This is a genomic window from Motilimonas sp. 1_MG-2023, from assembly GCF_030547455.1.
Lineage (GTDB): Bacteria > Pseudomonadota > Gammaproteobacteria > Enterobacterales > CBDFNC01 > Motilimonas.
The window spans coordinates 83,170-96,043 of sequence record NZ_JAUOPX010000012.1; the positions used below are offsets into that span (position 1 = coordinate 83,170).

Annotated in this window: 14 protein-coding genes and 2 pseudogenes; 13 read left to right on the forward strand and 3 right to left on the reverse strand. The window is 41.8% G+C overall.

The window, feature by feature from the left end; all coding sequences use genetic code 11:
• Positions 1–50: 50 nt before the first annotated feature.
• Positions 51–341 carry a carboxymuconolactone decarboxylase family protein gene (locus tag Q4519_RS08605; RefSeq protein WP_232804074.1) on the forward strand — a complete coding sequence of 97 codons (291 nt, stop codon included), beginning with the start codon at positions 51–53 and terminating at the stop codon, positions 339–341.
• Positions 342–420: 79 nt separating this feature from the next.
• Here the strand turns inward: Q4519_RS08605 and Q4519_RS08610 are convergent.
• Positions 421–1,429, reverse strand: a pseudogene (locus Q4519_RS08610) (IS4 family transposase); the annotation flags it as partial.
• A 673-nt stretch (positions 1,430–2,102) separates the two neighbouring features.
• On the opposite strand from Q4519_RS08610, the gene Q4519_RS08615 reads away from it, so the two are divergent.
• The gene (locus tag Q4519_RS08615; protein WP_233055136.1) at positions 2,103–2,459 is read left to right on the forward strand and encodes a hypothetical protein; all 357 of its coding nucleotides are present in this window, start codon (positions 2,103–2,105) and stop codon (positions 2,457–2,459) included.
• An 88-nt stretch (positions 2,460–2,547) separates the two neighbouring features.
• Here Q4519_RS08615 and Q4519_RS08620 read toward each other — a convergent pair.
• Positions 2,548–3,748: pseudogene (locus tag Q4519_RS08620) on the reverse strand (IS4 family transposase).
• Between the two features lie 293 nt (positions 3,749–4,041).
• Here Q4519_RS08620 and Q4519_RS08625 point away from each other — a divergent pair.
• From Q4519_RS08625 to Q4519_RS08675, 11 genes are all read left to right on the forward strand, one after another.
• Positions 4,042–4,464, forward strand: coding sequence for a YbaY family lipoprotein (locus Q4519_RS08625; RefSeq protein WP_303511604.1), 423 nt, complete (start codon positions 4,042–4,044; stop codon positions 4,462–4,464).
• An 87-nt stretch (positions 4,465–4,551) separates the two neighbouring features.
• Positions 4,552–4,725 (forward strand): hypothetical protein, encoded by a 174-nt coding sequence (locus Q4519_RS08630; protein ID WP_303511605.1) that lies wholly within the window; start codon positions 4,552–4,554, stop codon positions 4,723–4,725.
• Positions 4,726–5,034: 309 nt separating this feature from the next.
• A complete protein-coding gene (locus Q4519_RS08635; protein WP_232801792.1) occupies positions 5,035–5,601 on the forward strand; it encodes a hypothetical protein in 567 nt (188 codons plus the stop codon).
• A gap of 106 nt (positions 5,602–5,707) precedes the next feature.
• A complete protein-coding gene (locus tag Q4519_RS08640; protein ID WP_303511606.1) occupies positions 5,708–7,330 on the forward strand; it encodes a hypothetical protein in 1,623 nt (540 codons plus the stop codon).
• A gap of 68 nt (positions 7,331–7,398) precedes the next feature.
• Positions 7,399–7,968, forward strand: coding sequence for a type II secretion system protein GspG (locus Q4519_RS08645; protein WP_303511608.1), 570 nt, complete (start codon positions 7,399–7,401; stop codon positions 7,966–7,968).
• Between the two features lie 202 nt (positions 7,969–8,170).
• Complete coding sequence (locus tag Q4519_RS08650; RefSeq protein WP_303511610.1) at positions 8,171–8,677, forward strand: endonuclease V; 507 nt, start codon at positions 8,171–8,173, stop codon at positions 8,675–8,677.
• A gap of 234 nt (positions 8,678–8,911) precedes the next feature.
• Positions 8,912–9,274 (forward strand): VOC family protein, encoded by a 363-nt coding sequence (locus tag Q4519_RS08655; protein WP_303511611.1) that lies wholly within the window; start codon positions 8,912–8,914, stop codon positions 9,272–9,274.
• Between the two features lie 168 nt (positions 9,275–9,442).
• Complete coding sequence (locus Q4519_RS08660) at positions 9,443–9,838, forward strand: hypothetical protein (protein WP_232801799.1); 396 nt, start codon at positions 9,443–9,445, stop codon at positions 9,836–9,838.
• 181 nt (positions 9,839–10,019) lie between these two features.
• Complete coding sequence (locus Q4519_RS08665) at positions 10,020–10,976, forward strand: S9 family peptidase (RefSeq protein WP_233051908.1); 957 nt, start codon at positions 10,020–10,022, stop codon at positions 10,974–10,976.
• Positions 10,977–11,341: 365 nt separating this feature from the next.
• Complete coding sequence (locus Q4519_RS08670; protein WP_232801801.1) at positions 11,342–11,959, forward strand: trimeric intracellular cation channel family protein; 618 nt, start codon at positions 11,342–11,344, stop codon at positions 11,957–11,959.
• A gap of 210 nt (positions 11,960–12,169) precedes the next feature.
• Positions 12,170–12,343 carry a hypothetical protein gene (locus Q4519_RS08675; protein WP_232801802.1) on the forward strand — a complete coding sequence of 58 codons (174 nt, stop codon included), beginning with the start codon at positions 12,170–12,172 and terminating at the stop codon, positions 12,341–12,343.
• 124 nt (positions 12,344–12,467) lie between these two features.
• Here the strand turns inward: Q4519_RS08675 and Q4519_RS08680 are convergent, their stop codons facing one another.
• The gene (locus tag Q4519_RS08680) at positions 12,468–12,860 is read right to left on the reverse strand and encodes a rhodanese-like domain-containing protein (RefSeq protein ID WP_303511618.1); all 393 of its coding nucleotides are present in this window, start codon (positions 12,858–12,860) and stop codon (positions 12,468–12,470) included.
• Positions 12,861–12,874 lie beyond the last annotated feature (14 nt).

The following is a 12,874-nucleotide window of genomic DNA, read 5'->3' on the forward strand; positions in this document are numbered from 1 at the left end:
GGCGTTAGAATTCACTCGTAATTTTACAATACCATGCAAAGGATATGTTTGTGCTTACTGAAAATCAGCAAAATAAATATGAAGAGTTTTATGAATCTACTCATGAGAATGAGTTTCTAGATTCAAAGACAGAGGTTCTTGTTGGGCTGGCTGCGTCAATCGCTATGAATTGCAAACCTTGTACAAGTTACTATTTACATCAGGCAAAAAAAGTAAACATTGTAAAAGGTGAAATATCTGAAGTAATCGCAAAAGTTATGGCTGTTTCGGCTGGTCAAAAAAGATTACAAACAAGTGCGGTTTTAAAGGAACATAAAATTGATCTTGATAGCTTCACTTAATATTCCAGAAAGGCATTTAAATGTAGCAAAAAAACAGTGGTTTGAGTTTTATTTTGCTACACGTTATAACCCGCTTTTTTAGTCCAATACACCAAAGCACAATCTCAGCCAACAGGCTGATGAGTAGCAAAATATCCAATCGTTTCGTGCTGCGACTCCGGCAATGGCGTAAGCCAAAGCCATAAGCAGGGCTTTTTAAGTCCCGAAATGATTCTTCGATTTGCATCTGTTTGGCGTAGAGTTTAACGACTTGTTTTGCAGTAAACATGGCGGGGGGCAAGTTGGTGGCAAGCATCCATGGCTCTTTCGCTGAACGTTGATATAAGTGTTGAGCAGAATGCTTTTGACCCGTTCGGCTATGCCTCTTACCTTTGCGTTTCTTATCCGCCCCTTTGTACAAATAAAGCTGGCATGCAAGAGGACTCTTCTTTGCGATGACAGCAGGCCCGAGGTGCTGAGGCTGTGTATTCGCTTTGGTGAAAAAGCTTTTATTCGATAGCCAGCCTTGCTTGGCTAGTTTCACACCCACCTCACCGCGTAAACGGCCAAGCCAATACCAACCAAGTGCTTCAACTTGGCGAAACCAGGTATTTCGGTAACCGGCATCGGTGATCAGAATGGGTGTGCAACTGGGTGGCATCACTTGTTTTAATTCATCCAAGAAACGTTGATGGCTGCGAGGAGGGTTGTAATGCTTGAATTCAAAGGTGCGTTCATACAAAACAACACTGCGACCATTGACGGCAATGGATGCGCGTAATGTCATCATTCGCAGCTGTTCACGCACGTCAGCCCAGTCGATAAGGACAAATGGAAAGGGGTTGAGGCTGCAAGTTAGCTGCGCATGCCAACGATAAATAGCGATGCGATCGCGGTGTAGCTGCGCATTGCCAAGCAACCTATCAACACGCTTAATGGCATGCTTAGCGGATGTCTTACCCGTCATGGAGCGGCCAAGTTGAGTAAGGGTGAGGCGATCACCGTTGAGCAATGCTTGGGTAGAATCGATGAGGGATTGAAGTCGTTTTTTTGTGAATGAAAGGGCATTGATTTTGTAGCTGTTGGTGTATGATATTAAGTTCACGCATCTCGTTGTAATCTGGTTTGTTTTTGGCGAAATTAATTAGATCACACAACGAGGTGCGTTTCTATGTATTTGATAGTGAAAGATATTTTGTGGGGATTCGCTAGATTGCGGCGTTAAGTGTCATCGGTAAATTTATGTTGAGTGCCATATACGAAGAGAAATGTAGCGGTTGCAAGAGAGATTTAGAGTGTCATCTTTGCACAGAGCTTCTTTGTGAAACGTGTGCGGTTCAAGTAAATGGTAAGCAGTGCTGTAGACCGTGTTCGGCCTCGATAAGAAACGATGAAAGTTTAGTCTCCCATTTTATCCAATGGCATCGCAAGGCTAGTCTTGGCAATGTGGCTTTATCGAAGCCTCCGATATTGGTATCGCATGAATACAAAATAGGAAGCACATTTTCGGTAGCGGAGTTCGAAGGAGAGGATATTATCGGTTCCATCACATTTCGTTCTGATGCTCAATGCGACGCTGATGCAATATTTATCTCTTCGGAAAAATCTGTATTCAATGAATATCGTATATTGGTAAGCAAAAGTGAAATAGACGAATTCCTTGCATCGGTATACGCTAGTGTCCAAGGGTAAAACACTTAACAAACGCAGTCTGTCGGAGCGCCTTTCCGTTCCTTCGTCACTACAAGGCGTCCGCAGCTGCGGGCGTTAGGCATCATGAATATGAATCTTGAAGAGTATTGGAAATCTTACCTCGGGTACTGTTCTGAAAAAACAGGAGCAGGCTCAATACCCGAAATGATAGGTATCCCTCTCGTTGTGGCTCCATTGGTAGCTGCGGGCTATGAGATCAAATTGCCTGTCGAAGAATTATCGAACTTTATAAACAAGTTTCGTGAAATAGATGATGTCACTCGCAGGTTAACGGTCAGAGAATTGGAATCAGAGAAAATAGAAAAGATCACTGAGGCCTTTAAAGCGGGGTGTACTTATTCAAAAGAAGTAATTCCTCAAATATTTCAAAAAGATGAGGTTGCTAAACAGTATCATGAGATCATGTTTCCCGAACCAAATGCCTAACAAAGCTATTAAAAATCGTTCCGGCCAAAAAACGGCCTCCACTGGACGCGCTAACGCGCGCCTTTTATAGCGGCGCTGACGGATCCCCTCATAATTTAAGCATCGCTGTTTGATGGTTCACCCGTATATATTCGTAAATTGCCCACTCTATATCCGCGCTACTTCTTCGGTGGTCCCGCCGCCTTAGTACCTCTTTTGCGAGCCGTGTTATTGATAAAACATGGCGGGTTTTGATGGTGTTAGCTTGAAACTGATATTGCCAATTTTGCTGCCTAGCAATCAGTCCAATACACCAAAGCACAACCTCAGCCAACAGGCTGATGAGTAGCAAAATATCCAATCGTTTCGTGCTGCGACTCCGGCAATGGCGTAAGCCAAAGCCATAAGCAGGGCTTTTTAAGTCCCGAAATGATTCTTCGATTTGCATCCGTTTGGCGTAGAGTTTAACGAGCTGTTTTGCAGTAAACATGGCGGGGGGCAAGTTGGTGGCAAGCATCCATGGCTCTTTCGCTGAACGTTGATATAAGTGTTGAGCAGAATGCTTTTGACCCGTGCCGGCTATGCCTCTTACCTTTGCTTTTCTTATCAGCCCCTTTGTACAAATAAAGCTGGCATGCAAGAGGACTCTTCTTTGCGATGACTGCAGGTCCGAGGTGCTGAGGCTGTGTATTCGCTCTGGTGAAAAAGCTTTTATTCGATAGCCAGCCTTGCTTGGCTAGCTTCACACCCACCTCACCGCGTAAACGGCCAAGCCAATACCAACCAAGTGCTTCAACTTGGCGAAACCAGGTGTTTCGGTAACCGGCATCGGTAATCAGAATGGGCGTGCAGCTGGGTGGCATCACTTGTTTTAATTCATCCAAGAAATGTTGATGGCTGCGAGGAGAGTTGTAATGCTTGAATTCAAAGGTGCGTTCATACAAAACAACACTGCGACCATTGACGGTAATGGATGCGCGTAATGTCATCATTCGCAGCTGTTCACGCACGTCAGCCCAGTCGATAAGGACAAATGGAAAGGGGTTGAGGCTGCAAGTTAGCTGCGCATGCCAACGATAAATATCGATGCGCTCGCGATGCAACTGCGCATTGCCAAGCAACCTATCAACACGCTTAATGGCATGTTTAGCGGATGTCTTACCCGTCATGGAGCGGCCAAGTTGAGTAAGGGTGAGGCGATCACCGTTGAGCAATGCTTGGGTAGAATCGATGAGGGATTGAAGTCGTTTTTTGTGAATGAAAGGGCATTGATTTTGTAGCTGTTGGTGTATGATATTAAGTTCACGCATCTCGTTGTAATCTGGTTTGTTTTTGGCGAAATTAATTAGATCACACAACGAGATGCGTTTCTATATATTTGATAGCGAAAGATATTTTGTGGGGATTCGCTAGAATGCGGCGTTGAGGCTGTAGAATTACTCGATTTTAAGAAATATAGCCTGTTTTATGGGTTCCAAATGCATTACCTATTGTCTTAAAAGCGCTTAGGCTTGATTGCAGGGCCCCGTTTTTTAGTCAAATCTGGCTGTTGGAGTTATTCTACAGTCTCGTTAGGCTTAAAATTATCAGAGGTAATATCCGTATGAAAGTTTTACTAATTACATTTTTTAGTATGGTATTTCTAGTTGCATGTAATGAAAGTAATGATAACGCTACCGTAAAAGATCCCAATGTGTATGGAGTAATTGAACTCAATGGTTTAATTGAATTTAATGATATTTTAAGGATGGAAGTCCAAATTATAGATTATTCTATTGGCGATGCATCAGCTGTAATAGTAGGTAAAACTGAAATCGAATTAATTGATAGCTTTCCTCTTAGTTACAAGGTTTCTTATAAAGCCGAAGATATAAATGAAGGAAATTTATATTCTGTAAGGGCGTCTTTAATTTCTGTGAGGGATTCTGGAGAAGAGTTTGCTAAATTTATAACTACTCAAGCTTACCCAGTTTTAACTAATGGGGCTTCATCTGAAGTTGATTTATTGCTTGAGCCAATAGAATAAGCCTAACAGATAAGAATAGGTGTCGCGAAGCCGACACCCTATATTCAAGTGTTGGGCAACGCTCGGATTATCCCCGGAGCCTCGCTGATGTCACGTTCACTCGGTCGCAGGATACCGATGCTGCGCATGCAGTGTTGGCAGCAAGGGCAAGTTCGCGTCGGTTGGCTCGGAGCCCAATCCCCAGTAACAGTTGCAGCAATGGCAATAGTCAGCACTGTATTTGGTGCTGTAAACTTTCGCCGGCCCCTGACAAAAGCTTAAGCCTAGATAGGCTGTAAATTTATGTGCTGCACAGTTTATACAAATGGCTGAATAGGCGCAGTGGTAGGCGAAGTTATAACTGGAGTAATTTCAAGAAGATGCTAATGTATTATGCAATTGAGCGACCACGAGTGAGTAAGCGATTTATTCACGTAGATTGGTACTAGGTGCGTGTTGATTTACACGCGTGAATATATAACTGAAGAGCTCAAAAGCTCGATGCGGTCTTGTGTTTTAAAAATAAGCGCACGTCCGGATCTGTGTGGGGTCGGCCCAGTAATCGGTCGCTCTACCACGATTGAGTAGACCATGATCGAACAATTGCGCAAGAAAATGAAATCACTAGCTTTACTCGATGCGATTATTGAGCAAGAGTGGCAATACAGATATTTCTCTTACAATTCGAATTGGTCTGATTCAGAAGAGATGGGTTCGCTCCGTGATGGATGCGGTGGCGAGTGGTTTCTTTGGTTTTCCGGAGAATTAGCTGGCTATAAATGCTTGAGCCCAGAAGATGGATTAATGCCAGAATTACAAGAAGCTAAAGAAAGTGCTTCTGAAGCCTTTGGCAGTTTTATAAATGAGCCTGCTTTTAGCATGGATCAAGCTACCTGTATTTGGTTTCTAGAGAACTCCCAATGGACGGAGCATGGAAAGCCTGTCAAATGGCTGATTGATTTGAAGGCAATAACAAACTGGGAAGCCAGTGATTACCATGCTTGGGCAACTGAATACTATGAGCGTGAAATAGACTTAGAAGCAGTCGAGAAAATACTTAGCGGTGAATTTAGTGAAGATCTCGCTAAAAAATTAAATCCAGATATAGAAATGAGCGAGCTATTGGCAGAGCTACCAGAAATTGGCATCAACTCATAACAAGGCAATGGTTCGGAATTTTAAAAGCTCCGGCTTCGCCTCCATTTTTAAAATCCGCACATTGCGGCGTTATGTGTAAAGCTAGGCAAAGCACCAAGGAAAAATGATGAGCACAAGTGTAGACATGGATGACTTTCTGCAATTTGTTAGGGATGAATTAGGAGAAGGAATCTGGATCCCCCTCCACAAAAATCTTAATAAAGATGATAAGTCTGAAGATGGCTCTTTGTATTCTTGCTTAGTTTCTCCAGATGAAACAGAACAAGCAATGGATGGGTACGGATGGGATCTATTACCTGGTGATGGAGGTCCGTCCATAGTATCAAGTGGTTCAGATAATATTTGGTACGAACCAAACTGTTCAAAATATACACCTTTAGTCATTTATAGGGAATTTCACGGGAGAAGAGAGCCTTATCGTGAAATTTTACAAGAGTTAGTCCTATTCCTTGAGCTATATCATGACTCCGTTAACTGCAAGTATGTTGTGGATGATGAAAATGGCACTGAAATTGATGTAATCAAGTATTCAGAAAAAGAAACAGTAATAAGAAAGTCATTCTTGAGAGCATTCATGTCTGCAAAACAGATGAACCTGCTCCTATTTTTCGAGAACTCAAGGCATAAGAAAGGAAGTGAGAGACTGGTCGATGAGCACGTAAATGAACCCGCCATTTCATATACTAGGTTCTGGGATAGTTCATATGTTAAAGGGTTTAATACTTTCACTAGGGTGCTTGGAAAAAAACTTTTTCGATGCTTGCCAAGAACAGAAGAAAACTATAGTCCATTCAAAACTGAAAGAGAATATGAGTCATTTATTATAGAAGGTGACGCTCATGACAATAGAGTTTATTCAAGTGATCCTTCACAGCTTTCTGATTATTTCGGGAAAAATCAGGGTGCGCCACATTATCTAACGCCTGTTTACTTTGATAAAGCTGTTCTCCAAAAGTATTTCGGAGCGGCAAGTGAGTATGAGGTTCAGGATAGCGTAATTTATAAGCATGGTTATTGGAGGTTGCGCTTTGATAATAATTCACCTGAACACGTATGTGTGTTTTTAGGTGATTTGGGGCGAGATATTCCTCATTCTGAAGCGATTTATTGGAAAAGCTTTAACTTACCACCAGAAGGGAGGGGGATGAGTGGAACTTACTTTAAGCGCAGTATTATGGGAAATTTTGCAGATGCAGAAAGCCCAGACTTGGTATTTAAAACTGAATTTGAACGCTTCCAAAGTCAGTGGTTGGAAAAACACGGATGGCCACTATTTCTGCCATTAGTCGAAGCTGACAAGCATTGTTTTAAAACTTTGCATTGTTTAACAAAAAACGAACAGTCAGAGTTTGACTCTCAAGTCCTGTCATTAGTGAAAATCACCATAGATTCTATTAATGTCAAGGGGCTTAAAGAGCATGTGTCTGTCGATGAAAACGGCTCTATAAAGCTTTTATCAGCTTTTCTTAAAGCTGGCGGTGTGAAATTCGACGTTGCATCTTTTTTCGGTGGCTTGCAAGGAGTTCGGTCAACTGGTGTGGCTCATAGGCGTGGCTCTAAATACGAGAAAACAATAGAAAGGCTAGGCATTGATGATGGTGCATTGATACAGGCGTTCGATCATATTTTAGTGCAAGCAATTGAGTTGCTAAGAGAAATTAGTCAAGTGCTTATTAGAGCTGACGCTGTTAGTGATTCAACCACATATCAAAGCGCTGCTGTCGGATAAATTTTCCGCTGCGCTCCAAATTTGCTGCAGAGCGCGGCGTTAACTAGGCTGCAAGGATTATAAAGTAAATGGAAGATGTTCAACAGAATATGAATCAACAACAAAAGTCACCGGGTTGTTTAGGCTTCGTAATTGGCGGAATGTCATTTATTCCGTTAATTGGAGTATTTTTTGGTATTGTCGCGATCGTTTGGGGATTCGCAATAAAGAGTACAAAGCTTAAAATTGTTGGCTTTGCCGGTATTTTATTTACGGTTGTTGTCTATGGTGCTCTTGGGTACTTCGGGTTCGTTGAAAAGGGGGGCGTATATGATGATCTCCGAACAAGCCTTGCTAAAAGCACATTAAGTAGTGCGGTCCAAGCTATTGAGTTTTACAAAGTTCAACATGGTCATTACCCCGCTTCATTAGAAACACTTGAAAATTCATTACCTGAAAATTCGATGGTGTTTTTGCAAGACCCTAGTTTGGTAGAAAGCAGCGATTCTAAGTACTTCTATTATGTTTTAATTAATGAGAATGAATATCACATTAGAGCCTACGGACGTGACGGTATATTGAACACTAATGATGATGTATTGCCTGAGCCGATTGAAAAAATAGGTTTGGTTGTTAATTACACGCCTGTAAGTAACTAGTGACATAAGCAGCCGACCATACAAATTTGGGGCTGGTTGGCTAAAGGTTGGTCGATACTGAAGAAGGGCTCAATGATAGGGCCGGATCGTACTTTGTTTGAGCCTTTAGCATATGCTTTCCGGCAAAATAACCATATATTAACGCCTGACGAATAGCCTTTTGGATCCTGATGATGACGATTACAGAGTGCAATAATTTATAATGAAGCTAGTAATAGATGTTCACTACAATAACAATGAGTACGCAGTTGCATCTGGGGTGCTATTTTCTGATTGGGAATCTTCATCCTATAGCAGCAAGTTAAGTGTCAAGATTAATGACATTGAACCATATCAACCAGGCAGTTTTTTCAAAAGAGAATTGCCTTGCATTTTGGCCCTTCTTAACGAGATCAAAGAGGACGTTGAAGTCATCGTGATTGATGGTTATGTCACCCTTGGGGAGGCGCGACAAGATGGGCTAGGCTCTCATCTTTACAATAACTTGAATACAAAAGTACCGATAATTGGTGTAGCAAAAAACAGATTTGCTGGAACGCCAGAGCAATGTGAAGTTTTACGCGGTACCAGTAAAAAGCCTCTTTATGTAACAAGTATCGGTATTAGCCAGTCTGAAGCGAAGAAGTTTATCCAACAGATGCACGGTGAATATAGAGTTCCAACTTTACTTAAACTAGTCGACTCTGAGTGTCGAAATGAAATCGCTTAATGAGACGCTTTCATTGGGCTTTTGACTGAAAGCTAAGTAGTAGAAATCAGGCTAAATTTGAAGCTATTAGCATTTGTATTTTAGAGGGGGCAAATTTGCCCTGATTCATCCCGCCACTCAAAATTTATTAGCATAAAAACTGCGTACAGTAGTTGCTTAGTGCAACCCCACTGACACTCCCTGTCAGTGGGGGCAAGGTATGCTTGGTTTTCTATATAGTAGGAGACTAACGACATGAAAATGAACTACTTTGTACTTGGTACCAACAACATAGAAGCTTCGACTTGCTTCTATGATGCACTCTTTGAGCAAACAGCGCTTAGCCAAGTTTTAGCAAACGAAAGGATGACTTTCTGGCAAGGTGACGATAAAGACTCGGCATTTGCCATCGCTATTCCCTTCGATGAAGCACCTGCGACCAATGGCAATGGTAGCATGATTGGTTTTAGTGTTGGCTCTGCTGATGAAGTAATAAGATTGCATCAAAAGGCCATTGCATTAGGTGGCACTTGTGAGGGGGAGCCTAATCAAAGAGGGCCTCGTTTTTCTGCGTATGTCAGAGATCTAGATAAAAATAAGCTAGTATTTTCTGCTTAAAATACGCACCCGTTATTTACAAACAGCAACTGATAGCCTGTGCCAACGAGTTTGAGCGTGTTATTGAGTTGTTTCAAATAACCATTAGACTATTTATAAACAGGGCTCTGTAAGGTACTCATACTTTTTTATTTATTGGCTGCTTCTCATTGTGCTAGAGGTAAGAACATGAAATGCTTAATATCTTTCATTTTAATCATACTTTATGTCCCGCTTTTGCAGGGTGAAGAGCAGCCTGAGCTGACTCGCTTCATAATGGATTACCCTCACGGAGAAGAAAGAATTTTATCAAACAGCGATGGTGCCGCGTATTTATACTACGGTGCTCATCCAAGAGCACAAGTGATAAAAAAAGGGACGTTTTCACCACTGAGCTTATATCACCAATTCAAGGCGCATTTACAGGAAAACCAGCCAGGGGAAAAGCGATCAGATTCAAATGCTACTTATGGCATGGTAACGCTGGTGTACAGCGATGGTAGTACGTCTTCCCACCTTATTTTTGATGTAAAAAGTTTAGCTGAACGCGTATTTAGAAAGGCCCATGACAATATTGTTCAGTGATATTTTCCCCTTTTCCCCTAATTTTAGAGTCATTACTGATGAAAGCTCGAGTGGCTAATATCTGACGCTTTAGCGGGACGCTTCATGCCGAAATGGTTGTGAAAACGACGGGTGGTGTATTTAAAAACTTTAAAAAACAACTTATTATACATTGTCTTAGAATGGATATTGGAGTGACTTCATGAAGTATCGACTACTCGCCATACTTTTAATGGCTTTTAATATTAACGCACTTGCTGACTCTGTAGATGCCACCACACTGACAACGAATCGAGCAGATGGCACGAAAATAAATTACTACCTAATTGATCAAAAAGAAGACAGCAAAAGTGATACCTTGTTGCTCATCTTGCAAGGTTCAGATTGTAATAGTGCTCTGAATATCAAATCCATTTTTACGGATTACAAAAATATTTGGCCACAGTCTGATCTTTTATTAATCGAAAAATATGGCATTGATAAAAGTTTAGTTTACAGCGCTGATGCGGAGCGTAAAGACTGTCCAACAGCCTACTTAAAGAAAGATAACCCGAAGCAGCGAGTTGAAGACATCGCCGCTGTGCTAAGTACGATAAATAAAGAGCGTAATTATGACAACTTGGTTGTTATCGGGGGAAGTGAAGGTGCAGTGATCGCCAACTTACTTGCTGCAAGTAATCATGATGTGGATGCGACTATTTCTTTTAATGGTGGCGGGCAATGGTTTATTGATGATGTATTACATAGCATCAGTTCTGAGCAGACAGATGTAGATAAAACTAAGGAAAGCGTTGAGGGCTTTAAAGGCTTTGCTCAACACATATTAAATAGTGAACCGTTTGATATTGAAGTGAGTGGTCATGGTTATAATTGGTGGCGGCAGATGCTATCAATTGATCAGCTTAGTACACTGAAAAGTGTTAATACGCCTTTGCTCATCGTACAAGGGGGGATTGATAAGTCTGTGTCACCGCAAAAAGTGACAGACATGATGTCTGAGCTACAAAAATCAGGCAAAGAAAACATCGAATTTCGTTTTTATGAAAATCTAGATCACCGCTTTAACAATTCTGCAGGCCAAGAGCAGTTAGCAAACGTCATTACTGACATGAATAGCTGGCTAAAAAAAACGCTAAATGCAGACCAAACACATGAATGAGCCACTCGTGGCTGCATCTTTTAGCAAGGGGCGTAAATTCTTTTTCAAGAGTTGTTATTTGCTGCCTGCCACCTTAACCGTTATTAACGCAGTTGCGGTGCCAATGGTGATGAATTCTGTCTAGGGCCAAGTTGGGCCCTAATGAAGCAATCATTGGCAGGCCTGAGCTTTGTTTAAGTCGGGCTCGGTTAAACTGTATTAAATAAGTTAGTGGCAATTTATTTTTTATTGTTATTGCTTTGGTTTGTTTAAATGCTGTTTATTGGTTTTATTTGCAGTGTAAGGTTCTTTATTTCTCGTTTTTTGTGGGCTTTGTATCTACAATGCCCCCTTTATTTTGCGAAGAAAATTTAAGCGATCGAACCATGTTACTAAGCATTATTTACATTATTGGAATTACCGCAGAAGCAATGACTGGTGCGCTCAGCGCTGGTCGAAGAAACATGGATTGGTTCGGTGTCATGCTTGTTGCGAGTGCAACGGCAATCGGTGGGGGCAGTGTAAGAGATATTTTATTGGGTAACTATCCTTTAACTTGGGTCGCGCACCCTGAATATTTATTGATCACTTGTGTTGCAGGCATAGTGACCACTTGGTTGGCAAAGTGGGTTGTAAAATTTAAAGGAGTGTTTATACGCTTAGATGCGCTCGGGCTGGCAGCATTTAGCATCATAGGTTGCCAAGTTGGACTAAACATGGGGTTACACTACGGTATTTGTGTCGTGGCAGCTATTGTCACGGGGGTATTTGGTGGCCTGCTGCGCGATTTAATATGCCGTCAAACGCCACTGGTTTTGCATCAAGAATTGTATGCTTCTGTGGCATTAATTGTTGCTTGCTTGTACTTAACGTTAGCGCATTTCGCCATTGATGAAAGCATCTCAATTATCGCCAGTTTATTGGTTGGCTATTTAGTCCGTATGGCTTCGGTTCGATTTAAATGGCGTCTACCTAGGTTTAACTTATTAGAGACTGCAAGGTAAAACACTTTGGCCTTGCAGTTACGGCATTTGGCTTGGTGATGTTGTTTCGCGCGGTGGCAAGAGGATACATCAACTTGGGTAGGCTAAATTAAGGTGCTAAGAACCAATAACAAGCAGCCATGTTGAACAGGTACCTTAGAAAGGGCATTTACCGTGGCTTACTTATCGAGCCTTCTTTGGTGATGGTATTTATCTGATATAGGCTAATTAATGAACTATAAGACGTTATTATTTTTTTGTTTGGGCTCGGTGAGTGCTGTTGTCGGCACAGCTCTTTTTAATGGCGATCAAGATTGGCTATTGGTTCTTTATACCATCATTGGTATCTCGCTCATTTCTTTGCTGTTGGCGGGAATACTTTTTCTGTGTGGCAAGGCTAAGTGAGCTATCTGCTTGGCAGCGTTCAACTTAATATTGTTAATATTACAAAAAAGCCACTTCGAAAAGTGGCTTTTCTCTTAGAAGGCTGGGTTACTTTATTGTTGAAATAAACGGTTCAGTGATAGGATTACTCAACTACTTCAACGGGCAACCCTTTAGCTTGCCAGCCCAGCATATCGCCTTCTAGGTGTGACACCTTTAACAACCCATTGCTCATTAACACGTCTTCAGCAATGGCGGCGCGGCGGCCTGAGCGGCAGTAAACCACTATCTCGGTATCTTTATCTAGGCTAGCTAACTGTTGGTCTAATTGGTCGTATGGGATATTAATTGCGCCTTTAATATGACCTTGGGCAAATTCGGCAGGAGTGCGCACATCTAACAATTGCATTGGCTTTTCTGATTGCTGCCAAGCCACTAACTCGCTTTGGCTGACGACTGGCACGCTGTTTTTAGCCACAGTACTGTGGGTGAAAAGAATAATAAGTGTTAATAAGCAAGCATTTAATAAAGCTTTCATGAGTTAATCCTTGT

Excerpts from the sequence above, each read along its gene's own strand:
- Q4519_RS08660 (WP_232801799.1), top strand. The coding sequence starts at position 9,443 with ATGAAATGCTTAATATCTTTCATTTTAATCATACTTTATGTCCCGCTT.
- Q4519_RS08680 (WP_303511618.1), bottom strand. The coding sequence starts at position 12,860 with ATGAAAGCTTTATTAAATGCTTGCTTATTAACACTTATTATTCTTTTC.
- Q4519_RS08670 (WP_232801801.1), top strand. The coding sequence starts at position 11,342 with ATGTTACTAAGCATTATTTACATTATTGGAATTACCGCAGAAGCAATG.
- Q4519_RS08630 (WP_303511605.1), top strand. The coding sequence starts at position 4,552 with ATGTCACGTTCACTCGGTCGCAGGATACCGATGCTGCGCATGCAGTGT.
- Q4519_RS08645 (WP_303511608.1), top strand. The coding sequence starts at position 7,399 with ATGGAAGATGTTCAACAGAATATGAATCAACAACAAAAGTCACCGGGT.
- Q4519_RS08665 (WP_233051908.1), top strand. The coding sequence starts at position 10,020 with ATGAAGTATCGACTACTCGCCATACTTTTAATGGCTTTTAATATTAAC.
- Q4519_RS08625 (WP_303511604.1), top strand. The coding sequence starts at position 4,042 with ATGAAAGTTTTACTAATTACATTTTTTAGTATGGTATTTCTAGTTGCA.
- Q4519_RS08635 (WP_232801792.1), top strand. The coding sequence starts at position 5,035 with ATGATCGAACAATTGCGCAAGAAAATGAAATCACTAGCTTTACTCGAT.
- Q4519_RS08615 (WP_233055136.1), top strand. The coding sequence starts at position 2,103 with ATGAATCTTGAAGAGTATTGGAAATCTTACCTCGGGTACTGTTCTGAA.
- Q4519_RS08640 (WP_303511606.1), top strand. The coding sequence starts at position 5,708 with ATGAGCACAAGTGTAGACATGGATGACTTTCTGCAATTTGTTAGGGAT.
- Q4519_RS08675 (WP_232801802.1), top strand. The coding sequence starts at position 12,170 with ATGAACTATAAGACGTTATTATTTTTTTGTTTGGGCTCGGTGAGTGCT.
- Q4519_RS08655 (WP_303511611.1), top strand. The coding sequence starts at position 8,912 with ATGAAAATGAACTACTTTGTACTTGGTACCAACAACATAGAAGCTTCG.
- Q4519_RS08650 (WP_303511610.1), top strand. The coding sequence starts at position 8,171 with ATGAAGCTAGTAATAGATGTTCACTACAATAACAATGAGTACGCAGTT.